Below are 25,811 nucleotides of genomic sequence, written 5' to 3' on the forward strand. Positions count from 1 at the left end.
GTCGGCCCATTGTGCGGCCATGCCGGCCGCCTGCCATTCGAAGGTGCCTGTTAGAGTAGGCCCGTCCCTGCAAGCCGTTTGCGTGCTTGCTTTCACTGCGTGGCGCAGCCCTGCTGCGGTGGCGCCGTAACCCTGTTTCGGTGTCGCTTTACTACGCCTCATCAATCACACAGAGAGGATGGTTTTGGAGTTCAAGCATCAGGTTTTTCGCGCTGCCGTATTCGATATGGACGGCACCATGTTCGATACCGAACGGCTGCGGTTCAGCACCCTCAAACAGGCGTCACAGCAGCTTTTCGGTCAGGAGATTTCAGACGCGGTGCTGTATGGCTCGCTGGGCCTGTCGGCCAAGAAGGCGCAAGCGTTGGCACAGCAGCATTTCGGCGCGGACTACCCGTATGCCGCCATTCGGGCGCGGGCGGACGAGCTCGAGCTGACGTACATCCGCAAGTACGGCGTGCCGGTCAAGCTGGGGCTGCACGAAGTGCTGGAGCGCCTGCGGAAAGCGGACATGCGGCTGGCCGTGGCGACCTCCAGCCGTCGGGCCATCGCCGAGGAATACCTGATGAGCGCGCGCGTGCTGCGCTACTTCGACGTGACCGTCTGCGGCGATGAGGTCACACGGGGCAAGCCGGATCCGGAGATATTCCAGGCGGCGGCCCGGCAGCTGGGCTGTGCACCGCAGGAATGCCTGATGGTGGAGGATTCCGAAAATGGCCTTCGTGCGGCCCTCGCGGCAGGTGGCGCCGCGGTGTACGTCCACGATCTCAAGCATCCGCCGGCGGTGCTGCGCAAGAAGGCCTTTGCTGCCTACCAGGGCGGCATGGCCGAGTTGCTCGACGATGTGCGCGCCTGTACGCCGGCTCGGCCGGTGCCGCGGGTGATCGACGCATTTCCCATGGCGCGCAGCAACGCCGTTGTCGGCATTCACGGTTTTGGCGCCATTGGTGGCGGCTATCTGGCGCAGGTCTTTTCCCACTGGGATGGCTATGTGCGCCCGGCGCGCATTGTCGGCGTGACCTCCAACGCGCTGTATCGGGGGCTGGTCAATCACTTCGGCAAGTACCGGGTGCGCTATCCCCATGCGGCCATCGATCAGACCATTGATGGGATCACGCTCATCGACGCGCAGGATCATGACGCTGTGGCGGACCTGTATGCGCAGGCGGAGATCGTTGGCATCTGTCTGGCCGAATCGGCCCTGGCGACCCAGGCTGGCGTTATCGCGCAGGGACTGTACCGCCGTTTTGAGCAAGGTTGCGCGCAGCCACTGGTGCTGCCGGTGCTGATGAACAAGGTGCAGGCGGCGGCTTGGGTGCGCGAGCTGGTGGCCGACGCACTGCAACGGCGCCATGGTACGGCCGTTGCCGCGCAGGTGCTGCGGCAGGCGCGGTTCGTCGAGACGGTGGTCAATCGCATCGTCACCAAGGTGCCGCGGGAGACGGTGCTGAAAACCTTGCGCGTCAGCGGCCGGGCGTTTGACGTGGCGTTGGGAAGCCGCGCCATCGATCCGGGCCCGACCTTCCAGCAGCTGCTGCACGGGCGAGCATTGCCGGCGCAGCAGATGCTGCCCATGCTGTTTGACAAGCTCGCGACCGTGGCGCAGCTGGGCGATGCCGCGCAGCAGATCAGCCTGACGCTGTTTCACAGCAGCCAGGACATGGCCCTGTACGTGCAGGCAGGCGAGCCGCTGCTGGAGCGGTTGTGCCAGATGCAGACCGTGGAGGACATCCGCATGGTGCAGGCGCTCAAGAATCGCCTGCTCAACGGCACCCACGCCATCCTGGCCTGGTATGCGGCGCTGCTTGGCCACCGCACGGTCGCGCAGGGTATGGCCGACGAGCGTGTCAGCACGCTGGTGCGACGGCTGGCCAATGAGGAGATCCTGCCGGCGCTGGCGCATGGCTCTTCCGAGTTCGCCAAGCTGGCCGACGCCTTCATGAGCATCTTCATCAAGCGCTGCCGCAATTCCTTTCGAGATACCTGTGCCCGTGTGGGGCGAGATCCGCTGCGCAAGCTGCAGCGTGACGAACGCGTCATCGGCACGATATTGCAGGCGCACAGTCTCGGTATTGCCACGCCGCTGCTGGAGTATGGCGTGGCGCTGGCACTGCTGTATGCGCTGCGCTGTGCGCCAGAGTCCGACAAGGAGGCGCAGCGCATCAGGGTGCTGTACGCGCGGCGCAACAGCGTGCGTGATGTGCTGTGTCAGGATGGCCTCTACCATGGCCAGCCCTACGCCTGCCTCGATGCCAGTGCGGATGCAGAGCTGCTGCAGCGCATCACCCGCCACTTCAACAAGCTCTCCGCAGAGGGCAGTTCCCATTGGGACTGGCCGCTGCGCAAAGCCAGGACCTGAACCCGTCAATCCGCTCTGGCAGGGGTGGTGGCGGCAGCGGTAGCTGTCAAGGCTGGGCGCTCCAGCCGCCTCCCAGAGCCTGGTACAGCGCGACGCGGTTGCTCAATTGCGCCTGATACAGCTGGACAACGGCCAGCTCGGCCTGAAACAGGTTGCGCTGGGCATCCAGCTCTTCCAGGTAGGAAGCGTAGCCGGCCAGATAGCGCTCGTGCGCGTGGGCCAGCGAGCGCTGCAGCACGTCGCGGCGGCGCAGGGCATGGTCCATCTGCCGCGCCAGCTGCACCGAGCCCGTCAGTGCCGTCTCGACATCGGCGAAGGCCGACAGCACGGCGTGGCGATAGGCCCAGGCGGCCTGGTCGCGTTGCGCAGTGGCAGCATCAAACTGGGCCTGGCGGCGCCCCGCGTCAAACAGCGGTGCCAGCAGGCTGCCGCCCAGGCTCCACAGGGTTGCCGGGTTGTAGTCCAGCGAATTGACCAGCAGGCTGCCTGCGCTGGCGCTGAGCTGTACCTGGGGCAAGAATGCGGCGCGTTGCGCTTCAAGGCTGTGGTCTGCAGCCAGTAGCAAGTGCCGTGCACTGGCGATATCGGCACGGCGCTCCAGCAACTGAGAAGGCAGACTGTCAGGCACCGGCAGCAATTGCAGCGCCTGCAGGCCCTCGCCACCGCCGGCCGGTGGCAGCTGTAACCCGGGTTGCCCCAGCAGAACGCCCAGTGCGCTGAGCTGCTGTTGGATCGCCCCGTCCAGCTGTGCGACCTGCTGCTGCACGCCTTCCAGTTCGGCCTCTGCCTGCGTGAGTTGCCATTGTGAGATGTAGCCCACACGGCGCTGCTCCTGCGCCAGTGCCAAGGACTGCCGGCGTGACTGCACGGTACGGACGGCGATTTCCCGCTGCGCCTGCAGTGCACGCAGGTCAATGTAGCCTCGCACGGTGCTGGCAGTGACGGCCAGTGCGACGGCGTCGCGGTCCGCCTGGCTGGCCTGCAGACGCTGCGCGGCAGCCTGGCTCTGCTGCGTGATGCGCTGCCAAAGATCAGGCTCCCAGCTGGCCTGCAGACCAGCCTGGGTCGAGCGCGTCAGCGCCATGCCAGCGGCGCCGGCGTTGCGGCCCGCTTGCACGCCGGCACTGGCGTTCAGGCTGGGCCATGCTGCCGCCTCGGCGCTGGCGAAGTTGGCGCGGGCCTGCTCCACCCGCGCCATGGCAGCGCCTAGGTCGCTGTTGTGCGCCAGTGCCTGCGCAACCAGTGCGTCGAGCTCGGTATCCCCGAGTTGCCGCCACCAGCCAGTTTCGATGGCGGCACTGGGCGGCTGCGAGCGGCTGGCCTCCTGTGCGGTGCGTGTCCAGCGTGCCGGCAGGGATACTTCGGCGTCCTGCGGCAGCGGGCGAGGCAGCGGTGCGCAGGCGCTGAGCAGGCCGACCGCGATTGCTGCGGCGCAGGTGTGGCGAATGCGGGGCGATGGCATCTTCATAGCTGCTGCGCGTGTGGCTGGGCGGTATGCGGCGTGTCGGCGGTATCGACATGCGCCACTACCGACATGCCTGGCCGCAGGCGCGCGGCCAACGGTTGTCCGGGATCGATGGCGATCTTGACCGGCAGCCGCTGTACCACCTTGGTGAAGTTGCCCGTGACGTTGTCGGCCTTGAGTACGCTGAATTCCGATCCGGTTGCGGGTGCGATCTCCACAACGTGGCCGTTCAGGCGTGCGCCCTCGAGCGCATCGACGGTGAAGTAGGCGCGCTGCCCTAGGGCGATGCGCGCGGTCTGCGTCTCCTTGAAGTTGGCAACCACCCACGTGTGCGGTGGCACGACAAACAGCAGCTGGCTGCCTGCTGTGACATATTGACCCGTGCGCACGCCAACCTCGCTGACCTGGCCATCACTGGGCGCATAAACGGTGGTGTTGTCCAGGTCGATGCGGGCCTGCTGCAGCTGCGCCTGAGCCATCTGCACCGATGCCTCAAGTGCGCTGCGGTTGATCGTGGTGGCCTTGATCTTCTGTTCGCCGATGGCGATTTCGGCGTGGGCCTTTTCCACGTTTGCCGTGGCCAGCCGCGCGGCGGCACGCACACGGTCCCGCTCGTTGAGCGAGACCGAGCCGCGCTCGGCCAATTGCTGCACGCGATGCAGTTCGGCCTGCGCGCGCTCGGCTTCGGCGGTCACGGCCGCCAGGCTGGCGCGGTTGGCCTGCAGGGCCGCGCGATCCTGTTCCATGGCCTGCGCCGAGTTGGCGAGTTGGGCTTGTGCGCTGGCCAGCTGCGCCTGGGCCTGGGCGAGCTTGGCGGCATAGCTGCGGGCATCAATGCGTACCAGCGGCTGGCCCGCGTGCACGGGTGCGTAGTCCTGCACCAGAACCTCTGTCACATAGCCGCTGACCTGTGGCGCAAGGACCGTGATCTGCCCATGCACATAGGCATTGTCCGTCGCGACGACTGGATCGTGAAATGGCCCGATCTGCCAGGCACGCAGCACCAGCATCATCCCCAGCAACGCCACTCCGAGCATTGCTAGCACACTGGGCAAGGACGGGCGGATCTTCTTGGGCATGGGCGCGGTCGGGCCGTTAGAGGCGGCCGGGGCAGGTGCCGAAGGCGTGGAAGAAGTGGTCATGGTTCTTACAAGGAAAAATAAGCAATGCGGGCCAGACGGGCTCATGCAGAGGGCGCGCTGGCACGTGCCGACGGCCCTCCAGCCTCGGAGCCGGCCTGAATCCTGGCGGCAAGACGTTCCAGGCTGGGCACCATCAGCAAGGACCAGATCAGGTAGCCGACAGCAATGGTGGCAAGCGCACGGAACACGTCGGCGTAGGCCCGCACGTTGGCCTCGCGCCTGGCCACCTGTGCCAGTTGTGCACGGGCCCGAGCGGCGCGCAGCACCGGGTCGGTCAACTGGCTGGTCATCGCCTGCTGCTGCAGTTGCAGGCGCGCGCTCACCTGCGGATCGGTCGGCACCATGTGCGCAGTGATCAGGCTGGAGTACACCTGCTCGCGGTGCGCCTGATAGGTGCCCAGCGCGGCCGCGCCTGCCAGCCCCCCCAGCGACTGCGTCAACGAAATGGTGACGATCACCGTCACCATGTGGTTTGGGCCATGCCGCAGGGCCATCAATATGCCCTGAAGCAGCATGGGGCCCATGAATACGCCAGCGCCCAGCGCCGCAAGGAACTGGCTGAGAAACAGGTCGGCGGGGCGATCCAGGCTGCTGCGGCCCGCATCAAGAAAAGCGGCGATGCCCAGCAACGCTGCCGCTGCGACCAGTTGCAGGCGCATGTTGTCAAGCTTGAAGGTCAGCGCCGATACGGCGATGCCAAGCACCATTCCCGACAGAATCACGAGGAAGAGCGGTTGCATCTGCTCCACGCTCATGCCGAGCATGCGCATCATTCCCACCACGCCGTAATTCTGTTCCGAGGTCAGAAAGCGCAGGATGAGTGCCCCGACGATGAACCGCACGGTCCCTGCCTGGAGATACCAGCGCGTTTGCAGCAGGGGATTGCGGCGGTGATGCTCCAAGCAGAACCCGGCCCCCAGCAGCCCGATCGCGCCGGCAAGCATCCAGCCGAGCAACGGGTCGCTCAACCACCAGCGCGTCGTGCCCTGCAGCAGTACCGCCACCAGCAGCCCGACGCCGGGAATCAGCAGCGCCATGGTCAGAAAGTCCAGCGGCTCGAAACTCTGGATGTACAGGCCGGTGGGCAGCTTGAGCACCACCACCGCCGCGAACGCCACCAACGCCAGCCCTGCCTCGAACAGGTAGAGGTTCTGCCAGTTGCCGTGCGCGAGCAGACTGGGTGAGAGCACCCATGCCAGTGGCGTGGCCAGCTGCGAGATGCCAACGCCGACGATCACCATCCTGGCCACGTGCTTTCTGGGCAATGCCTGCAGCATGTATAGCAGCGCCAGGGTGGTGCAGGTGGCCGCGACCATCCCGCTGGCTGCGCGCAGCCATAGCAAGCTGTGGGGGCTGCCCCAGACCAGATGCAGCACCGACAGCAGTGCATAGACACCCAGTCCGATCTCGGTGAACAGCCGCATGCCATATTGCTGGCGGAACTTGTAGACCAGCAGATTGGCCGTGGCGTTGAAGGTGACGTAGGCGCCCTGCAGCCACAGGGCCTCGGTGGGCGCGAGGCTTAGCTGGCCCTGGATGGTAGGCATGTTGGCCGTGAACAGCGCGTTGCCCAGGCCGCCCGTGAGGCCGACGAGAATGGCCACCAGCGCGTAGCAGGCGCGCTCCCACGGGGCATGCCACGGCATGGCAGGCGAGCCGGGCAGGGCGGGCTTTTCGTGCTCCTCCCAATCGGGCGGGCGCCGCAGGTAGACCGGGGCATTCATCCGTGCGCACCGTCCTTGTCGGCAGGCGGGCGCGGGCGCAGGCCATGCATCAGAAAGTCCAGTGCGCGCTGGGCGTACTGCCTGCGCTGCGCCTCATCGGCGCCGCGTAGCGCCGCCCCCAGCATGCCAGAGAGCAGGCTCAGGTCGCTTGGCTGCACATCATCACGCAGCAGGCCTGCGGCCTTGGCGCGTGTGAGTGCCGGCGCAAAGGCGTCCCAGGCGCGCTGACGTGCCGGCATGAAGCGGGGGTCCCGCAAACCCACGGTGCGCCAGTAATCGGACAGTACGGGCGACTCCACGATCCGGTTGGCCAGATACTGCAGCAGCACAAAGAACGCGTCGTCGTGGTCCTGCACGCTGCGCGCTTTCTCGTGCAAGCGCTCGACCATGCGCTCCATCAGCGCCAGCAAGATGGCCTCGCGGTCCGGAAACTGCCGGTAAAGCGTGGCTCGCCCCACGCCTGCCTTTTCCACAATCAATTCCAGCGGCGCATGCACGCCGTGCGCGCTGAATACGGCATCGGCCGCATCCAGCAACTGGCTGCGGCGCGTGGCGGCATCGGGGCGTTTGTTTCGCATGGCCCGAATTATCGGACATTTTTGTCCGATATGTGCGACGCGCCATTGCGCATCGGCTGCGGACCGCGCCGAGCCCTTCACAGCGCGTCCGGCGGCGCGGTTGCTCGTGCGTTCAGTTCAGGTGCGCGTCAAACCATGCCAGGCATTGCTTCCAGCCATCTTCGGCGGCCTGCTTGCGGTAACTGGACCGATAGTCGGCATGGAAGGCATGCGGCGCATCCTGGTAGACCACGAACCGGGATGCCTGGGCCGCCGGTGATCCGCTGGCCAGGGCCGTTTGCATGGCGGCGACGGATTCCAGTGGAATGCCGGTATCCTGGCCGCCGTACAGTCCCAGCACGGGCGCATGGAGTCGGTCCACGACATCGATGGGATGGTGGGGTTGCAATGCGCTGGACTCGCCCTGTAGGCGTCCATACCAGGCCACCCCCGCTTTCACGCCCGGATTGTGCGCAGCGTAAAGCCAGGTGATTCGGCCGCCCCAGCAGAAGCCGGTGATGCCCAGGCGACTCGTATTCCCGCCCTGCGAGGCTGCCCAGGCGACGGTGGCGTCCAGATCCTGCATGACCTGTGCGTCAGGCACCTGGCTGACCAGCTCGCGGATCAGCGACGGGATGTCCTGGTAGGCGGATGGATCGCCCTGGCGGGCGAACAGCTCGGGTGCGATCGCCAGATAGCTGGCCTTGGCCAGGCGCCGGCAGACATCCTTGATGTGCTCGTGCACGCCAAAGATCTCCTGGATCACCAGAACGACGGGAAGGTTATGCTGGCCCGCTGGCGCGGCCCGGTAGGCGGGCATTTGCCCGCCGGCGGCGGGAATCTTCACTTCACCGGCAGTCAACCCTTCAGTGGATGTCTGGATGGCCGTCTGGGTGTTTGCGGCGCCAGCCGACGCGGCAAAACCGCTGACCAGGGAGGTGACGATAAAGCCGCGACGTGTCAGATCCAGAGGAGGCAGAACGCTGCCAACGTTGAGGTCGTGCGAGGACATAGGAAAGCACTCCATGCAGAGAGGGTTGCTGCAGCGCGGGTTGGCTGCTGCGAACCATTCTGCCGCATGTCGCTTTGGTCGACTTGGGGGCGTCACCTATTGGCGCAGTAGACATCAGTGCGCCATTTACTGGCGCAATACAATGGCTTGGCAGCGGGCTGATTTGGGCGTAGAATGCGCGCTGTTTTGCTTTCGACCAAAAGAACAAGTAGGTAGACGATTGGGCGGCAAGGTGGCTTTCCGCCCATTTTTGTTTTTTGGCCGCGCTGTCTGAGACCGAGTGGCGCAGGCAAAGGTTGGAAGCGAAGGGATTGGCCATGGGGCGTTCCGGTCTGCGCAGCAGCTTGCTGCGCTGGCAGGCGCGATTTCATGGAGTGCAAAAGAGCACTGACTGACCCGGGGTTTTGCCACCTTCGGGTTTTGTTTTATGGGACGCCGCTATTGGGCAACGGATGGTTTGGCGGTTCACAAAAAAAGGATGAGCAGTTTGGCATTGCAGCAGGTGATCGAGCAGACCGTTGTGGGTCTGGGATTTGATTTGGTGGAGGTTGAGCGCTCTGCCGGGGGGCTGCTGCGCGTGACCATTGATGTGCCCTGGCAGGAGCCTCAGGCCGGTGATGCGGCGTCGCCGCAGCTGCAGCCTGCAGCGTCGATCACGGTGGAGGACTGCGAGACCGTCACGCGCCAGCTGCAGTTTGCGCTGGAAGTGGAAGGGGTGGATTACACCCGCCTGGAGGTCTCGTCGCCCGGTATTGATCGCCTGTTGCGCGATGCGCGCGATCTGAGGCGTTTTACCGGGCATGTGGTTGACGTCGTGCTCAAGCAGCCCATAGGCGCTGCTGCGCAGGGCCAGGTCAGCGCCAGTCGCAAGCGGTTTCGCGGTGAGCTGCAGCCTGGCGAAGGCGAGGGCTGGCAGGTGGTCTGGGTGGATGCGCCCCAGCGCAAGCCTGGTCAGAAGGTCAGCAAGAATTACGTGCCCCCGCCGGCGCAGTCGCTGGGCTTTACGCTGGAAGAAGTCAAGGAAGTGCGGCTTGCGCCCATCGTGGACTTCAAGGGCCAGGCGCGCAGGCGCTGATGTGGGTGAATAACAAATAGCTAGATGGGCCTTGGGCCGCAGGAGTGTTGCATGAATCGCGAATTGTTGTTGTTGGTGGATGCCATCTCGCTGGAGAAGAACGTCGAGCGCGATGTGGTGTTTGGCGCCATCGAATCTGCGCTGGCGCAGGCCACCAAGAAGCTCTACAAGGAAGATGTCGATTTGCGTGTGGTGATCGATCGCGACAGCGGCGACTACGAGACGTTTCGCCGCTGGCTGGTCGTGCCCGACGAGGCTGGCCTGCAGAATCCGGATGCCGAAGAGCTGCTGATGGATGCGCAGGAGCGTGACCCCTCGCTGCAGGTGGGTGATTACATTGAAGAGCCGGTTGAATCGATTCCGATCGGCCGCATCGGCGCCATGGCCGCCAAGCAGGTCATCCTGCAGAAGATCCGGGAAGCCGAGCGCGAGATGCTGCTCAATGACTTCCTCTCGCATGGCGACAAGATCTTCACTGGCACCATCAAGCGCATCGACAAGAGCGGCGACGCGATTGTGGAAAGTGGGCGCATCGAAGCGCGCCTGCGCCGCTCGCAGATGATCCCGAAGGAGAATCTGCGCACGGGCGATCGCGTGCGGGCGATGATCATGGAAGTCAATCCCGAGCTACGGGGGCCGGCCATCTTGCTCTCGCGCACGGCCCCGGAGTTCATGGTTGAGTTGTTTCGCAACGAGGTGCCGGAAATCGGCCAGGGTGTGGTGGAGATCAAGTCCTGCGCACGCGATCCCGGATCGCGCGCCAAGATTGCCGTGGTCTCGCACGATCCCCGTGTTGATCCGATCGGCACCAGCGTGGGTATGCGCGCCTCGCGCGTGACGGCGGTCACCAATGAGCTGGCGGGCGAGAAGATCGATGTGGTGCTCTGGTCCGAGGATCCGGCCGAATTCGTCATCGGCGCGCTTTCGCCTGCGCAGGTCCAGTCCATCTACGTGGACGAGGAAACTCATGCGATGGACGTCGTCGTGGATGAGGAAAATCTGGCCAACGCCATCGGACGCGGCGGGCAGAACGTGCGCCTGGCCTCCGATCTGACCGGCTGGAAGATCAACATCATGGATCCGAACGAGTCTGCCGAGAAGCAGGCCAGCGAGAACCAGCAAATTCGCGAGTTGTTCACCAGCAAGCTCGACGTGGACCAGGAGATTGCCGATACGTTGATTGCCGAAGGCTTTACGACGCTTGAGGAAATTGCCTACGTGCCGCTGCAGGAGATGCTGGAGATCGAGGAGTTCGACGAGGAAACCGTCAACGAGCTGCGTGCCCGCGCCAAGGATGCACTGCTGACGATGGAAATTGCGCGCGAGCAGCGCGTGTCGCAGGTGGCGCAGGATTTGCGTGAGCTGGAAGGCGTGGATGCCGACCTGCTGGCCAAGCTGGCCGACCACGAGGTTTTTACCCGCGACGACCTGGCCGATCTGGCTACCGATGAACTGGTGGAGATCAGTGGCCTGGACGCGGAGTCGGCCACCGCATTGATCATGAAGGCGCGTGAGCACTGGTTCACGGGCGATGGGCAGTCCGAGCAGCAGGCCTGACGCACAGGGAGGGCAAAGCAGATTTATGTCGACAAATACCGTTAAAGAGTGGGCCGTGGAGCTTGGCAAAAGTGCGGAGACCGTGCTGCAGCAGCTGCGCGAGGCTGGCGTGCCCAAGAATGCCGTGACCGATACCGTCACCGAGGCCGATAAGCAGCAGCTGTTGGCGCACCTGCAGGCGGTCACTGGCCACGCCGATGACCGCAAGAAGATTACGCTGACCAAGCGCTCGACCAGCGCCATCAAGCAGTCCGATGCCACCGGCAAGGCGCGCACCATCAGCGTGGTGACCAAAAAGAAGCGCACGTTCATCAAGCGCGACGAGCCCGAGACGCCAGCGGTGGCTGCATCCCCGGCGGCCGAGACTGGCGCGCAACCGGCGCAGCAGCTCCAAGTCAGTCAGGAGGAGCTGCAGCGTCGTGAAGCCGAAGCCTTGCGCAATGCCGAGCTGATTCGCCGCCAGGAAGAGGATCTGGCGCGTCAGCGCAGCGAGCGCGAAGCGCGCGAGCAGAAAGAGCGTGAAGCGGAGGCGCGCGCTGCCGAATACCTGCGCCAGGAGGCAGAGAAAAAGGCACGCGAAGCGGCCGAGAAGCAGCAGGTGCTGCAGGAACACAAGAGCGATGCCGAGCAGCGCCAGCGTCAGCAGGAGGAAGCACGTCGCGCCGCCGAGGAAGAGTCGCGCCGCCGCCAGGAAGAAGAGGCCAAGCGCGCCGCTGACTTGCAGGAGCGCCGCCGTAAGGCCGAGGCCGAAGCTGCAGCCATCCGCTCCATGGTGGCTTCGCCCCGCAAGGTGCTGGTGGCCAAGAAGCCGGAAGAGCCCGAGAGCAAGAAGGGCACGCTAAGCAAGCCCGAAACGGGCGACAAGAAAACCGCAGGCGCAGCCGCCGGACGCAGGGTCAAGGAGGTCAAGTCCACCGAACTGGCTTCCAGCTGGGCATCCGACGACGCCAAGCGCAAGGAAATCAAGACCCGAGGCGATACCGGCATCACCGGGCGCGGTGGTAACAACTGGCGTGCCGCTGGATCGAAGGGCCGTCGCGGTGATCGCAACGGCCGAGGCAACGATCACCGTCGCAGCGAGTCGCAGCAGCCGGTCGAAACGCGCGTGCTGGATGTGTACGTGCCCGAGACGATCACGGTTGCCGAGTTGGCGCACAAGATGGCGATCAAGGCCTCGGAAGTGATCAAGACGCTGATGAAGATGGGCCAGATGGTCACCATCAACCAGCCGCTCGATCAGGACACGGCCATGATCATCGTGGAGGAAATGGGCCACCGCGCCATCCAGGCGCAGCTGGACGACCCCGAAGCCTTCACCGAGGACGAGGCCACGCAATACCAGGCCGAGCTGCTGCCGCGCGCACCCGTGGTGACCGTGATGGGCCACGTCGACCATGGCAAGACCTCGCTGCTGGACTACATCCGCCGCTCCAAGGTTGCTTCAGGCGAAGCGGGCGGCATTACGCAGCACATTGGCGCCTACCACGTCAAGACGCCGCGCGGCATCGTCTCCTTCCTTGACACCCCGGGCCACGAAGCATTCACGGCCATGCGTGCGCGTGGGGCGCAGGCGACCGATATCGTTATTCTGGTTGTTGCCGCCGATGACGGCGTGATGCCGCAAACGCGCGAGGCCATCAAGCATGCCAAGGCCGCCGGCGTGCCCATCGTGGTTGCCATCACCAAGGCCGACAAGCCCGAGGCCAATATCGAGAAGGTCAAGGGCGAGCTGGTCAATGAAGAAGTCGTACCGGAAGAGTATGGCGGTGACTCGCCCTTCATTGCGGTCTCCTCCAAGACCGGCATGGGCATTGACGAGCTGCTTGAGAACGTGCTGCTGCAGGCCGAAATCCTGGAGCTCAAAGCACCGGTCGACGCCATGGCCAAGGGCCTGGTGATCGAGGCCCAGCTCGACAAGGGGCGTGGTCCGGTGGCCACGGTGCTGGTGCAGTCCGGCACGCTCAAGGTGGGTGATATCGTGCTGGCCGGGCAGACCTATGGCCGTGTGCGTGCGATGACCGACGAGAACGGCCAGCGCACCGACTCGGCTGGTCCATCCATTCCGGTGGAAATCCAGGGTCTGACGGAAGTGCCGCAAGCCGGTGACGAGTTCATGGTCATGGCCGATGAGCGCCGTGCCCGCGAGGTGGCGACCTACCGCGCCGGCAAGTTCCGCAACACCAAGCTGGCCAAGCAGCAGGCGGCCAAGCTGGAGAACATGTTTGCCGACATGGCCGCCGGTGAGGTCAAGACGCTGCCGATTCTCATCAAGGCTGACGTGCAGGGCTCACAGGAGGCACTGTCGCAGTCGCTGCTCAAGCTCTCGACCGACGAGGTCAAGGTGCAGATCGTCTACTCCGGCGTGGGCGGCATCAGCGAATCGGACGTGAACCTGGCCATTGCCTCCGGCGGCATCATCATCGGTTTCAACGTGCGTGCCGATGCCGGCGCGCGCAAGCTGGCCGAGGCCAACGATGTGGACATTCGCTACTACAGCATCATTTACGATGCGGTGGACGAGCTCAAGACGGCGATGTCCGGCATGTTGGCGCCCGAGCAGCGCGAGGAAGTCACCGGCACGGCCGAGATCCGCACGGTGTTCGTGGCCTCCAAGATCGGCACAGTTGCAGGCTCTTACGTCACTTCCGGCTTCGTCACACGCAATTCACGCTTCCGTCTGTTGCGCGACAATGTCGTGGTGTATACCGGCGAGGTGGAGTCGCTGCGCCGCGTCAAGGAGGACGTCAAGGAAGTGCGCGAAGGTTTCGAGTGCGGTATCAAGCTGCGCAACTACAACGACATCAAGGAAGGCGACCAGCTCGAATTCTTTGACATCAAGGAAATCGCACGCACGCTGTAAGCGATCTGGCAGACACCATGGCAACAAGGCGCAAAAATCCCACCATCAACCGCGGCTACCGCGTGGCCGATCAGATCCAGCGGGATCTGAGCGCGCTGATCGCGCGCGAGCTCAAGGACCCGCGCGTGGGCATGGTGACCATCCAGAGCGTGGAGGTCACGCCTGACTACGCCCATGCCAAGGTCTTTGTCAGTGTGCTCGTGGGCAGCGCCGAGGAAACCGTGGAAGCGCTCAACCAGGCCGCAGGCTTTCTGCGCAACGGCCTGTTCAAGCGCCTGCACATCCATACAGTGCCGACCCTGCATTTCATTTTTGACCGCACGCCAGAGCGCGCCGCCGACATGAACGCCTTGATCGCCAAGGCGGTCGAGTCGCGTGGCAAGGACGAGACGGAGTAAGCATGACCGCGCCTGCCCGTGTCAGGGTGCAGCGGCGCCCTGTGCACGGGGTCCTGCTGCTCGACAAACCCCTGGGAATTTCCAGCAACCAGGCCCTGCAGAAGGCCAAATGGCTGCTGCGTGCCGAGAAAGCGGGCCATACCGGCACGTTGGATCCACTGGCCAGCGGCATCCTGCCGCTGTGCTTTGGTGCGGCGACCAAGTTCAGCCAGCTGCAGCTGGAGGCCGACAAAACTTATGAAACCATCGTCCGGCTTGGCGTGAACACCACGACTGCCGACGCCGAGGGCGAAGTGGTGCAGCAACGGCCCGTGCAGTGCTCGGTTGGCCAGGTGGTGCAGGTGCTGGATGATTTCATGGGCACCATCGCGCAGCTGCCGCCCATGCACAGTGCCCTGAAGAAGGACGGCAAGGCCTTGTACGAGTACGCCCGCGAGGGCGAAACCGTTGAGCGGGAGGTGCGCCGCGTGCAGATTCATGCGCTGGAACTGCTCTCCATGCAGTTGGAGGGGGACGCACCGCACCTGCATCTGCGGGTCGTGTGCTCCAAAGGCACCTATATCCGCACGCTGGGCGAGGACATTGGCAACGCGTTGGGTTGTGGGGGGCACCTCGCCATGCTGCGGCGCGTGGCCACCGGTGGCCTGAATGTTGCTGATGCCGTGAGTCTGGAGCAGCTTGAGGCCATGCCCGAGGAACAGCGCCTGCAATTGGTGCAGCCAGTGGAGACACTGCTGCAGGCATTTCCACAGCTCGTATTGCCGCCGGACGATGCGGGCCGTTTCCTGAGTGGCGTGCGCCGTCGCGGCGCCTGGGCCGATACCAAGGCCGTGGCCGTGTTTGGCGATCAGCCTCGTGCCCTGCTGGGCATGGGGCATGTGCAGGCAGGTGAACTCATCCCTGACCGGCTGCTCAGTGTGCCGGAAATCCAGCAAATCCTGCAGCAGCAGGCGATAGCACCCTACGCGGGTGCGGCAGTCGCCAGGCTGTCACGGGCTGCTGATTGAATCCACTTTTTCCATTTTGACAACCGTATGACCAAAGAAATTCGCAACATTGCCATCATCGCCCACGTCGACCATGGCAAGACCACCATGGTCGACCAACTGCTGCGCCAAAGCGGCACCTTTGCAGAGCACGAGAAAGTCGTTGACACCGTGATGGACAGCCATGCCATTGAGCGTGAGCGCGGCATCACCATCCTCGCCAAGAACTGCGCCGTGAGCTGGCAGGGCACGCACATCAACATCCTCGACACTCCTGGCCACGCGGACTTTGGCGGCGAGGTCGAACGCGCGCTGTCCATGGTCGATGGCGTGGTGCTGCTGATTGACGCGCAGGAAGGGCCGATGCCGCAGACGCGCTTCGTGACCAAGAAGGCGCTGGCACTGGGCCTCAAGCCCATCGTCGTCGTCAACAAGGTCGACAAGCCCGGCGCCGACCCCGACAAGGTGATCAACGCCGCGTTCGATCTGTTCGACAAGCTCGGCGCGACCGACGAGCAGCTGGATTTTCCGGTCGTCTATGCCTCCGGCATCAACGGCTGGGCCTCGCTGGAAGAGGGCGAGCCTGGCCAGCCTTGGGGCGACAGCATGGCACCGCTGTTTGACACCATTCTCAAGCACGTGCCATCGGTGCGTGGCGATGCCGAGGCACCGCTGCAGCTGCAGATCTCCGCGCTGGATTATTCGACCTTTGTTGGCCGCATCGGCGTGGGGCGCATCACCCAGGGCACTATCCGCCCGGGGCAGGAAGTGCTGGTTGCCAAGGGTCTGGACGGCGAGACGTACAAGGGCAGAATCAATCAGGTGCTGACCTTCCAGGGGCTTGATCGCGTGCAAGCCAGCGAAGCCGGCCCCAGCGAGATCGTGCTCATCAACGGCATCGAGAACATCGGCATTGGCGAGACGATCACCGATCCGGCCAAGCCGCAGCCGCTGCCGATGCTCAAGATCGACGAGCCCACGCTGACGATGAACTTTTGCGTCAACACCAGCCCGCTGGCGGGCCGCGAAGGCAAGTTTGTCACCAGCCGTCAGATCTGGGACCGGTTGCAGAAGGAGTTGCGCTCCAATGTCGCACTGCGCGTGAAGGAAACCGACGAAGACGGCGTCTTCGAAGTCTCCGGTCGCGGTGAACTGCACTTGACCATCCTGCTAGAGGAAATGCGCCGCGAAGGCTATGAGCTGGCGGTGTCCAAGCCGCGTGTGGTGTTCCGCGAAATCGATGGCCAGATCTACGAGCCCTATGAGCTGGTGACGGCCGACATCGAGGAAGGCCACCAGGGCGGCGTGATGCAGGCACTGGGCGAGCGCAAGGGCGAGCTGGTCAACATGGAATCCGACGGCCGCGGCCGGGTGCGCCTGGAATACCGCATTCCGGCTCGGGGGTTGATCGGTTTCACCAACGAGTTTCTGAACCTGACACGTGGCTCGGGCCTGATCTCCAACATCTTCGACAGCTACGAGCCGCATGCGGGTGAGATTGGCGGGCGCAAGAACGGCGTGCTGATCTCGATGGACGATGGCGAAATCATCACCTATGCCCTGGGCAAGCTCGACGACCGCGGCCGCATGTTCGTCAAGCCGGGTGACCCGGTCTATGAGGGTATGATCGTGGGCATCCACAGCCGCGACAACGACCTCGTCGTCAATGCCACGCGGACCAAGCAGCTGACCAACTTCCGTGTCAGCGGCAAGGAAGATGCCATCAAGATCACGCCTCCCATTGAGCTGACGCTCGAATACGCGGTGGAATTCATCGACGACGACGAGCTGGTGGAGATCACCCCGAAATCCATCCGCCTGCGCAAGAAGCATCTCAAGGAACACGAGCGCAAGCGCGCCAAGAACTCGGCGCTGGCGTAAGGGAGCAGGCCTCCACGCCGCTTGGAAAGTGGGGCTGGAAAACAGCATGAAGGCAGAACGTGGTTCTGCCTTTTTTTATGAAAATTCGCAGCAATATGTGTTAAAAAATGCATCCATGCGTTACTCCAGCCTTCCGCCGCAGACACGTGTTTTATGGGCCAAAAGTGGTGAAGCGGGAGGGCGGCATGGTCTGTTGTCGCACTTGTTGGATGTGGCCGCCGTTGCGGAATGCATTCTGGAGCTGGAGTCTTCGGCTGGCATGCGTTGGGCGGCGTCACAAATGGGGTTGCCCGCCGATCTTGTCCCTCGCTGGGTAGCGACCATCGTTGGCCTGCATGATTTTGGCAAGGCCATCCCCGGATTCCAGGCGAAATGGGAAGCAGGAAAACTGGCGGACATCGCGCAGGGCCTGGCCTTCCCTCCTTCTGCCTGCACAGTCGATAACCACGCCTGTGCCACGGCGGCCATCCTGGGGCCGCTGCTTCGCAAAGCCAGCGGTGCTGAACGCGATTGGTGCACGAAGGTGGTGCAGGCGATCAGCGCGCATCACGGTTACCACTTCCTTTCTTCCGAAGTGGATGGCGGCAGGCCTTTCAACGAGCCCAAACCGTGGGCACAGGCGCGCCAGGCGCTGTTTGATGCGTATTGGCGGACTCTGTCGCCACAAGGTGTGCCGCACAGTGAGACCTTGAATCTGACAACCGTGAATTGGCTGGCGGGATTGACCAGCGCTGCCGACTGGATTGCCTCGAATCCGGAATGGTTTCCGCTGGGCGAGCGCGGCCATGATGCGCTGTCGGACTACTTCCTGCATGCCAGGCAACTCGCGCGCGCAGCGCTTGCGCATATCGGCTGGCGTGCCATGCAGGTTCTGCTCAGACAGGATGCTCCGACAAGTGACTTATTGGCCCGTGTTGCAGGGCAGGAGTCCTTGTCTGCACGCCCTTTGCAATCAGTCGGCGATGCGTTGCTGAAAGCAGCGCAAGGCCCAGCGCTGTTGTTAGTCGAAGCGCCCATGGGAGAAGGCAAGACCGAGCTGGCGTTTCTGGCCCATCTGCGACTGCAGGCGATCAACGCGCATCGCGGCCTGTATGTGGCGCTGCCTACCCAGGCAACGGGCAACGCGATGTTTCGGCGGGTGCAAAGGTTTCTCCAGCGCTTCGTCGAAAAGCCGACCGATATTCAGCTGGTGCATGGTGGCGCGGCAATGAACGAAGATGTGGTGCGCCTGAGAGGCATCGATCACTCCTGCGAAGCGGCGCTGTCGGCGTCGGCATGGTTTGCGCAGCGCAGGCGACCGCTGCTTTCGCCCTACGGCGTTGGGACGGTGGATCAGGCATTGCTTTGTACGTTGAACGTCAAACACCATTTTGTGCGGCTGTGGGGCCTGTCCAATCGCGTGGTGGTGCTCGACGAAGTGCACGCCTATGACACCTACACCAGCGGGCTGATCGTTGTCTTGCTGCAGTGGCTCAAGGCAGCGGGCAGTTCGGTGGTGCTGATGAGCGCCACCTTGCCGCGTGCGCGCAGAGATGAGTTGTTGGCTGCATGGAACGTGGCTGCCAATGATGTGCCAGAACTGCCGTATCCCCGCGTGCTGCTGGCCGATGATGTGGGTGTGCGTGGAGACACATTTTCCGCACGGACATTGCCTCCAATCCACCTGCATGGATTGGGCACGCAGCTCGAAGACATGGCAGATACGGCCGTGGAGCAATTGGCTGGCGGCGGTTGCGGCGCCTTGATCGTCAACACCGTAGATCGGGCGCAGGCCTTGTACCGCATGCTGCGTGAGCGGTTGCAGGGTACGGCCACAGAATTGCTGCTGTTTCACGCGCGCTTTCCCGCCGATGATCGGCGCAGGCTTGAGCAGCGGGTGCTCGAAAAATTCGGCGCCACGGAAACCCGTCCTCAACGCGCATTGTTGGTTGCTACCCAGGTGGCCGAGCAGTCTCTGGATATCGATTTCGACTTCATGCTCAGCGATTTGGCGCCGGTGGATTTGTTGCTGCAGCGGGCCGGCAGGCTGCACCGCCACGCCGATCGAGTACGTCCGCCATCCCATGCGCGCGCGCAGCTGTGGGTGGCGGGCTTGATGCCGGAATTTCCTGACCTTGAAGAAACGGCTTGGGGCTTTGTATACGACCCCTACATTCTTGGCCGCACCTGGGCCAAATTGCAGCACGAGACCCTTCTTCAACTTCCTGAGGATATCGACCGGCTTGTGCAATGGGTGTATGGAAGCGACCCGCTACCGGAAGGGTTGGCGCAGAGTGTGCAGGACAGCATCGAACTTGCAGCCTATGGCGAACATCTGGCCAACGAAAAAAGGCAACGACAACAAGCCCTGAACGCCACGCTGGACAGCTCGGTTGATTTGGGCGAGGCCTACAACGGGAAACCGCGTGGCAACGAGGAAGGCGACGATATTCGCAACAAGACCCGTCTGGGGCGTGATTCCGTCACGCTGATCCCTGTGGAGAAAACCGCTGAGGGGTGGAAGGTCGGCGACTGCATCTTCCAGCCCGATCAGATGCTGGATAACGCGACCGCGCGGCAGCTGTACAACCGGCAGGTCAGTGTTTCCAAGCCCGCCATCGTCAGGCACTTCCAGACAGGTGGTTGCGGGGCGTTGCCCGCCTCGTTTGCCGAGAACGGCTTGCTGCGCTACTTCTACCCGCTGGTTTTGAATGATGGTTGTTACACGCTGGACAAGTTGTGCATCAAGTTGGATAAGGAACTGGGGCTTGTCTTGGAGCCAGTCAGTTTGACGGATGGAGGAAAGCAATGAGCAAAGCGTTCAATGTGCTGGACAAGCCATGGTTGCCCGCAAGGTTGACCGATGGCAGTGTGGTGGACCTTGGGCTGCTTGAGGTATTCCGACGCAGCGGGGAAATATCGGCGCTGGCAGAAACCTCACCCCCCAGTCTGGTTGCACAGTACCGCTTGCTGCTGGCCATCGTGCATCGCGCCATGACCCGCGCGTTCGGGCACTGGAACAACAAGCAGCGGGCCCAGTGGTATCTGGAAGGGTTGCCAGTGCCTGCCATACAGGACTACCTGGAGCACTGGCGGGAACGTTTCTGGCTCTTCCACCCAGAGCACCCTTTTCTGCAAGTGGCGGCATTGGCCACGGCGGAGGAAACGCGCGAAAAGCGCAAGCCATGGACGCAAATAGCACTGGCCAGTGCCAGCGGCAACACCCCGGTGGTGTTCGACCATGCGCTGGACAATGCGCCGGAGGCGATTGATCCGGCAGCTGCCATACGTACTCTGCTGGGTTTTTTGCAGTTCACGCCTGGTGGCTTGGTCAAAACCTTGCGGGATGCCGACAAGGCCGGCGCGTTGGTCAATACCGCCGCAGTTATCCCGGTTGGGCAAACGCTGGCGCAGACATTGGCATTGGCATTGCATCCTTCGCCGAGGCAGGGTGCGGAGGAGGATTTGCCTGCCTGGGAGCGAGAACCGTTGACGATTGCGCAGCTTCGCGGAGCACCAGTGCTGGCCACCGGTGCCAATGACCGGTACACACGGCAAAGCAGGGCAGTGCTGCTGTTGCCTGACGACGAGGATGGCCGCATTCGCTGGTTGCGGTTTGCTGCAGGTTGGGCGTTGGGGGAGGATCCGAATGCGCCCGATCCCATGGCCGCTTTCCGAGCGGGAAGCAATGGATTGGTGCGGCTGACCTTTGTGGACGGGCGCGCGCTTTGGCGTGATTTGCCTGCGCTTTTGCCCAATCCCGACAAGCAAAGCCAACCTCCGGCCGTTCTGGGATATGCAATGGACGGGCATCGGCAAATTAGCGATGAACACCCCTACCAGCCACTGTTGGTTGCCGGCTTGGCCAGCGATCAGGCCAAGTTGTTGCGTTGGCGCGCCGAGCAGGTCAGTTTGCCAGTGGCGTTGCTGGAGGATACCGATCGAGCTGGGTATTTGCGCGTTCTGCTCGATCGTGCCGAAGGCCTCTTCAAGGATGTGAGCGGCTTGGCCGCACGCATGCTGGCCGAGACGCTGCCCGATCCCGACAGCAAAGATACGCGCAGCCGAGCCCGTGATTTGCTGGCACGTGGGCCCTTGGCATCCGTCTATTTTTCAACGGCTGAGCGGGCTTTGTCGCCTGTACTGAATAGGCTGGGGCAAGGCATGTTTGATGACGCCGACCTAGCCTGGAATGTGGCACTGCGCCAAAGCGCCTTGCAGGCCTGGGACCGAGTTGTAGTCGGATTGGGCCGATCGCCACGCGCCTTGCGGGCGGACGCCAAATTCCTGCCACGTTTTCATGGCCTGCTGAACAAGCAGGTGCCCAAGGTTGAGCGCGCTGTCAGCGCAGAGGAGAGCATTGCGTGACTGATCCTGCGGAACGATTCATCCAGTATTTGACGACGCTTGCCGAGCGTGACCGGGGTGCGCTGGCAACCTTGCGCCACAGCCTCGCGTTTGCGCCGGGGGCGTATCCCAGGGCTTTCCCCTATGTGGAACGTTTTGCTGGCGCAGCCGCGCACGAGCGCGACGCACGGCGGTTGGCACTGTATGCGGTGGCCGCGTTGTTTGCGCGGCACCCCAAGCAGCAGGCGCAAAGTTTCGCCAGTGCGTTCGGGCAGCTCTTTCGCAAGCGCGGGAGCGCCAGTATCGAAAACCGCTTCGTGGCGCTGCTGGAGGCCGATGCTGAAAACATTTTCGACTACCTGCGCCAGGCCATCAGCTTGCTGGCCGTGGACGATATGGGGTTGAATTACGCCACTTTGTTGAAGGACCTGTCGGTATGGATGAACCCCAATCGCAATCCAGACCCGTTACGCCAGCGCTGGGCGCGTGACTTCTATCGCGCCGCGCAGGATGAAGAAGCCTCCCCGGATCCCGACGCAGCCACTGACCACGCCAATGCGGCATAAAGGAAAACACCATGAGCCTTTTTCTAGAATTCCATCTGATCCAGAACTTTGCGCCCTCCAACCTCAACCGCGATGACACCGGCGCGCCCAAGGACGCCATCTTCGGTGGCCAACGCCGCGCGCGCGTCAGTAGCCAGTGTTTCAAGCGCGCCATCCGCCTTGCGGCGGCAGAGCTTGATTTGTTGCCACACGAAAACCGGGGCATTCGTACCAAGAAGCTGCAAACCCTCCTGCTGGAAAAACTCGCCGAGCGCGATCAGCAGGAAGCCAGGGCAAAAGTTGAAGCAGCATTGTCTGCCGCAGGCCTGAAACTCAAGGACGATGGCAAGACCGAATACCTGCTGTTCCTCGGCGAAAACGAGGTAACAGCCTTTGCCGAGCTGATTCAGCAGCATTGGGATGCCCTGCCCGTAGGCGGCGACAAGAAGAGCAAGAAAGACAGCAAAGCGGCCATTCCGCCGGAGATCGTCAAGCAGGCCAAAGCGCTGCTCAATGGCGGCAAGGCAGTGGATGTGGCGCTGTTTGGGCGCATGCTGGCCGACCTGCCCGCAGTCAACCAGGATGCCGCTTGCCAGGTGGCCCACGCCATCAGCACCCACCGCGTGGAGCGCGAATTTGATTACTTCACAGCAGTGGATGACAAAGGCGATGAAGACGAAACCGGCGCCGGCATGATTGGCCAGGTTGAATTCAACTCCGCCACTTTTTACCGCTATGCCGTGCTGGACGTGAACAAGCTGCGCAGCAATCTGCAAGGTGACCGCGAGCTGGCACTCTCCGCCGTGGCTGCGTTTACCCAGGCCATGGCACGGGCGATTCCAACGGGTAAACAAAACAGCTTCGCCGCACACAATCCGCCTGCGTTCATTGGCGTCAGTGTGCGACATGCCACGCCGTTGAATCTGGCCAATGCGTTCGAAAAGCCTGTTTTCGCAAGGCAGGACCAGGCACTGACCGAGCAATCAGTGGCCGCGCTTGCCGCCTACGAAACCAAGCTGGCCAGCGTCTATGCCGACGCTGCCGACCAATGGCTGTATCTGGATCTCACCGGACAGTGGCCGAATGACAAGGGCGACAAGGCCGCGAGCTTGGCGGAGTTGACACAAAAGGTGCGTCAACGGATCGACCAGCAGCTGGGGGAATAAGGCATGGCCACATTGCTGCTGCGCCTGCAAGGGCCCATGCAGGCCTGGGGCACGACCAGTCGCTTCGATGAGCGCGACACCCAGCTGGAGCCTTCCAAATCCGGTGTACTTGGCCTTGTCTGCGCGGCCTTGGGGCGTGATCGCGCCGAGCCCGTAGATGATCTGGCCGCATTGCGTATGGGCGTGCGCGTGGACCGGGAAGGCGTGCCGATGCGGGATTATCAGACCATTGGCGGAGATCGAGATCTAAAGAGGCAGAGACAAGCCGTTCGCACGGCGAGTGGAGACTTCCGTAAGGACCCGATAGTCAGCCCGCGCTTTTACCTGTCTGACGCGGTTTTTCTTGTCGGCTTAGAGGGTGAGCAAGCCTTGCTCGAACGCATTCACACCGCATTGAGGCAACCGTGCTGGCCCCTGGCGCTGGGCCGCAAAAGTTTTGTTCCGTCGCTGCCCGTGCATTTGCCCGATGCCGTCGTGCAAGCACCACTGGAGCAAGCTCTGGCGCAGTGGCCCTTGCTGGTTGACCCAAAGGCAAATGCGCTCACCGTGACTCTGCGTGTAGTGCTTGAGCACCCGACCGAAGGGGCCGTGCGGCTGGATCAGCCAGTTGCACCGTTTGCGCAACGCCGCTTTGGCCCCCGCTTTGTGAAATCCGTGACTTTGACTGTGGAGGTCAAGCATGTACCTGACCCGGCTGACGCTTGATCCCCGCAATGCGCAGGTTCGGCGTGATCTTGCGAATCCCTATGACATGCATCGCAGCCTGGTGCGCGCCTTTGTGCAAAACGAGGAGCAAACACCTCCACGCTTCCTGTGGCGCCTTGAACCCCAGATCAACTGGCAGGCACTGCCGGTGCTGTTGGTGCAATCCAGCGAGGCGGCGGACTGGAGCCATTTGAAGGCCGTGCCCAACTATCTGAAAAGAGAGCCGGAGGAAAAGGCATTCACCTTGCACGCTTGGCTGCTGCCGCAGCAGCGTTACCGGTTCCGGTTGTTGGCCAATCCAACCGTCGCGCGTGAAAGAAAGCGCTATGGCATCGCTTCCCAAGAGGCGCAACTGGAATGGCTGAGTAAACAGGGTCAGCGACAGGGCTTCTCGATCGAGTCTGCCGTGGTGATCGCCAGTGATGTTCTCAAGGCGCGCAAGCAAACACACGTGATCAGCCTGCAACGCGCTTGTTATGAAGGCAACCTCGTCGCGACCGATGTCGCATCGTTTGCCAATGCCATCCAGAACGGGATTGGTCCCGGAAAGGCATTTGGCTGCGGCTTGTTGAGCTTGGCTCGGTTGGGAAGATAGGGGCGCCTACACCATGCTCCCACCCATCAAACCTCTGCCGATGAAAGACCGTGTTTCGATGGTGTTCATCCAGTACGGTCAGATTGATGTACAGGATGGCGCCTTTGTCGTGATCGACCAGAACGGCGTGCGCATGCACATTCCTGTGGGGTCGGTGGCATGCATCATGCTGGAGCCGGGCACGCGTGTCTCGCATGCGGCCGTGCACCTGGCTTCCACTGTAGGAACCCTGTTGGTGTGGGTTGGAGAGTCGGGCGTGCGCTTGTATGCCAGCGGCCAGCCAGGCGGAGCACGGGCGGATCGCTTGCTGTATCAGGCCAAGTTGGCACTGGATGACGACTTGCGGCTGAAGGTCGTGCGGAAAATGTATGAATTCCGCTTTGGCGAGCCTGCTCCCCAACGTCGTAGTGTGGAGCAGTTGCGCGGTATTGAAGGCGTGCGGGTGCGTGAGACCTACAAACTGCTGGCCCAGCAATACAAGGTGAACTGGCGCGCGCGCAATTACGACCGGCATCAGTGGGATGCGGCCGATATCCCCAACCGCTGCTTGTCGGCTGCCACGTCGTGCCTCTACGGCATCACCGAAGCGGCCGTGCTGGCGGCTGGATATGCACCAGCCGTTGGCTTCATTCACACCGGCAAACCGTTGTCGTTCGTTTACGACATCGCGGACCTGTTCAAGTTTGAGACCGTGGTGCCGCTTGCGTTTCGTGTCGCTGCAAAATCGCCACCGCAACCCGAACGCGAAGTACGTGTAGCGTGCCGCGACCTGTTTCGCAGCAGCAAGTTGCTTGGGCGCATCATTCCAACCATTGAAGAGATATTGGCCGCTGGAGAAATACAGCCGCCAGAAGCGCCGCCCGAGTCGGTACCGCCAGCGATACCGAATGCGGAAAGCATCGGTGACGCCGGACATCGCACGCAATAATAGGGTGAGGAGATGCACCGTGAGTTTTCTGGTTGTCGTCACCGAAAACGTGCCACTGCGCTTGCGTGGGCGCATGGCAATCTGGTTGCTGGAAGTGCGAGCAGGCGTGTACATCGGTGATGTCTCGCGTCGCACCCGGGAAATGATCTGGCAACAATTGCAGGAAGGCCATGAAGACGGTAACGTCGTCATGGCCTGGGCGAGCAGCCATGAGTCCGGCTACGAGTTTCAAACGCTAGGCAAGAACCGGCGGGTGCCCGTCGAGTTCGATGGGCTTCGATTGGTGGCTTTTCAGCCACTTGGAAATGAGCCTCTTTAACAACCTATCCATTCGGTAGAATCACGGACTCTCTGTTTTCATTGGTAAATCAATGACATACAGGAAGTGCGTTCCCCGCAGGCGCGGGGATGAACCGCGAAACAGTTTTGGGAGCAACACCAGCAAATGCGCGTTCCCCGCAGGCGCGGGGATGAACCGGTTTTGGGCGTAGCACTGTGGGCTGTTCGCGAGCGTTCCCCGCAGGCGCGGG

20 protein-coding genes and 1 CRISPR repeat array (1 of these 21 cut by a window edge) are annotated in these 25,811 nt (G+C 62.8%); of the genes, 15 read left to right on the plus strand and 5 right to left on the minus strand.

Annotation, left to right across the window (positions count from 1 at the left end; genetic code table 11):
* Positions 1 to 178 precede the first annotated feature (178 nt).
* Positions 179 to 2,359 carry a bifunctional mannitol-1-phosphate dehydrogenase/phosphatase gene (gene mtlD / locus AAV94_RS11030; RefSeq protein WP_046742294.1) on the plus strand — a complete coding sequence of 727 codons (2,181 nt, stop codon included), beginning with the start codon at positions 179 to 181 and terminating at the stop codon, positions 2,357 to 2,359.
* A 46-nt stretch (positions 2,360 to 2,405) separates the two neighbouring features.
* Here mtlD and AAV94_RS11035 read toward each other — a convergent pair whose 3' ends face one another.
* The 5 genes from AAV94_RS11035 to AAV94_RS11055 form a co-directional block, all read right to left on the minus strand.
* Positions 2,406 to 3,821 carry an efflux transporter outer membrane subunit gene (locus AAV94_RS11035; RefSeq protein WP_156454413.1) on the minus strand — a complete coding sequence of 472 codons (1,416 nt, stop codon included), beginning with the start codon at positions 3,819 to 3,821 and terminating at the stop codon, positions 2,406 to 2,408.
* A gap of 2 nt (positions 3,822 to 3,823) precedes the next feature.
* A complete protein-coding gene (locus AAV94_RS11040) occupies positions 3,824 to 4,966 on the minus strand; it encodes an HlyD family secretion protein (RefSeq protein WP_156454414.1) in 1,143 nt (380 codons plus the stop codon).
* 41 nt (positions 4,967 to 5,007) lie between these two features.
* Positions 5,008 to 6,690, minus strand: a complete 1,683-nt coding sequence (locus AAV94_RS11045) for an MFS transporter (RefSeq protein WP_046742296.1) — start codon at positions 6,688 to 6,690, stop codon at positions 5,008 to 5,010.
* Positions 6,687 to 7,268, minus strand: a complete 582-nt coding sequence (locus AAV94_RS11050; RefSeq protein WP_046742297.1) for a TetR/AcrR family transcriptional regulator — start codon at positions 7,266 to 7,268, stop codon at positions 6,687 to 6,689. Before AAV94_RS11050 ends, AAV94_RS11045 begins: the two co-directional genes overlap by 4 nt.
* Before the next feature lie 112 nt (positions 7,269 to 7,380).
* Positions 7,381 to 8,259: a dienelactone hydrolase family protein gene (locus AAV94_RS11055; protein ID WP_046742298.1), complete on the minus strand. Its 879-nt coding sequence runs from the start codon at positions 8,257 to 8,259 to the stop codon at positions 7,381 to 7,383.
* Positions 8,260 to 8,746: 487 nt separating this feature from the next.
* Here AAV94_RS11055 and rimP point away from each other — a divergent pair, with 487 nt between their 5' ends.
* From rimP to cas2e, 14 genes are read left to right on the plus strand one after another with little or no spacing between them, the layout of a single operon-like run.
* A complete protein-coding gene (gene rimP / locus AAV94_RS11060) occupies positions 8,747 to 9,334 on the plus strand; it encodes a ribosome maturation factor RimP (protein ID WP_046742389.1) in 588 nt (195 codons plus the stop codon).
* A gap of 51 nt (positions 9,335 to 9,385) precedes the next feature.
* Positions 9,386 to 10,891, plus strand: coding sequence for a transcription termination factor NusA (gene nusA / locus AAV94_RS11065; protein ID WP_046742299.1), 1,506 nt, complete (start codon positions 9,386 to 9,388; stop codon positions 10,889 to 10,891).
* A gap of 25 nt (positions 10,892 to 10,916) precedes the next feature.
* Positions 10,917 to 13,751 carry a translation initiation factor IF-2 gene (gene infB, locus AAV94_RS11070; RefSeq protein WP_046742300.1) on the plus strand — a complete coding sequence of 945 codons (2,835 nt, stop codon included), beginning with the start codon at positions 10,917 to 10,919 and terminating at the stop codon, positions 13,749 to 13,751.
* A 17-nt stretch (positions 13,752 to 13,768) separates the two neighbouring features.
* Positions 13,769 to 14,149, plus strand: coding sequence for a 30S ribosome-binding factor RbfA (gene rbfA / locus AAV94_RS11075; RefSeq protein WP_046742301.1), 381 nt, complete (start codon positions 13,769 to 13,771; stop codon positions 14,147 to 14,149).
* A gap of 2 nt (positions 14,150 to 14,151) precedes the next feature.
* The gene (gene truB, locus AAV94_RS11080; protein WP_046742302.1) at positions 14,152 to 15,156 is read left to right on the plus strand and encodes a tRNA pseudouridine(55) synthase TruB; all 1,005 of its coding nucleotides are present in this window, start codon (positions 14,152 to 14,154) and stop codon (positions 15,154 to 15,156) included.
* Positions 15,157 to 15,183: 27 nt separating this feature from the next.
* Positions 15,184 to 17,016 carry a translational GTPase TypA gene (gene typA, locus AAV94_RS11085; protein WP_046742303.1) on the plus strand — a complete coding sequence of 611 codons (1,833 nt, stop codon included), beginning with the start codon at positions 15,184 to 15,186 and terminating at the stop codon, positions 17,014 to 17,016.
* A 28-nt stretch (positions 17,017 to 17,044) separates the two neighbouring features.
* Positions 17,045 to 19,807: a CRISPR-associated helicase Cas3' gene (gene cas3, locus AAV94_RS11090; protein WP_231731366.1), complete on the plus strand. Its 2,763-nt coding sequence runs from the start codon at positions 17,045 to 17,047 to the stop codon at positions 19,805 to 19,807.
* A complete protein-coding gene (gene casA, locus AAV94_RS11095; RefSeq protein ID WP_046742305.1) occupies positions 19,804 to 21,363 on the plus strand; it encodes a type I-E CRISPR-associated protein Cse1/CasA in 1,560 nt (519 codons plus the stop codon). The genes cas3 and casA overlap by 4 nt, the downstream gene beginning before the upstream one ends.
* The gene (gene casB / locus AAV94_RS11100; protein WP_046742306.1) at positions 21,360 to 21,908 is read left to right on the plus strand and encodes a type I-E CRISPR-associated protein Cse2/CasB; all 549 of its coding nucleotides are present in this window, start codon (positions 21,360 to 21,362) and stop codon (positions 21,906 to 21,908) included. The genes casA and casB overlap by 4 nt, the downstream gene beginning before the upstream one ends.
* 11 nt (positions 21,909 to 21,919) lie before the next feature.
* Positions 21,920 to 23,053, plus strand: a complete 1,134-nt coding sequence (gene cas7e / locus AAV94_RS11105; protein WP_046742307.1) for a type I-E CRISPR-associated protein Cas7/Cse4/CasC — start codon at positions 21,920 to 21,922, stop codon at positions 23,051 to 23,053.
* Between the two features lie 3 nt (positions 23,054 to 23,056).
* Positions 23,057 to 23,758 carry a type I-E CRISPR-associated protein Cas5/CasD gene (gene cas5e, locus AAV94_RS11110; RefSeq protein WP_046742308.1) on the plus strand — a complete coding sequence of 234 codons (702 nt, stop codon included), beginning with the start codon at positions 23,057 to 23,059 and terminating at the stop codon, positions 23,756 to 23,758.
* Complete coding sequence (cas6e, locus tag AAV94_RS11115; protein WP_046742309.1) at positions 23,733 to 24,353, plus strand: type I-E CRISPR-associated protein Cas6/Cse3/CasE; 621 nt, start codon at positions 23,733 to 23,735, stop codon at positions 24,351 to 24,353. The genes cas5e and cas6e overlap by 26 nt, the downstream gene beginning before the upstream one ends.
* A gap of 13 nt (positions 24,354 to 24,366) precedes the next feature.
* Complete coding sequence (gene cas1e, locus AAV94_RS11120; protein ID WP_197408061.1) at positions 24,367 to 25,281, plus strand: type I-E CRISPR-associated endonuclease Cas1e; 915 nt, start codon at positions 24,367 to 24,369, stop codon at positions 25,279 to 25,281.
* 19 nt (positions 25,282 to 25,300) lie between these two features.
* On the plus strand, positions 25,301 to 25,600 hold the full coding sequence (gene cas2e / locus AAV94_RS11125; protein ID WP_046742311.1) for a type I-E CRISPR-associated endoribonuclease Cas2e: 300 nt from the start codon (positions 25,301 to 25,303) through the stop codon (positions 25,598 to 25,600).
* A gap of 68 nt (positions 25,601 to 25,668) precedes the next feature.
* A CRISPR array of direct repeats spans positions 25,669 to 25,811; the repeat unit is 29 nt; unit sequence GCGTTCCCCGCAGGCGCGGGGATGAACCG; it runs 3,978 nt beyond the window's last position.

It is taken from the genome of Lampropedia cohaerens, from assembly GCF_001005215.1.
Classification (GTDB): Bacteria; Pseudomonadota; Gammaproteobacteria; order Burkholderiales; family Burkholderiaceae_C; genus Lampropedia; species Lampropedia cohaerens.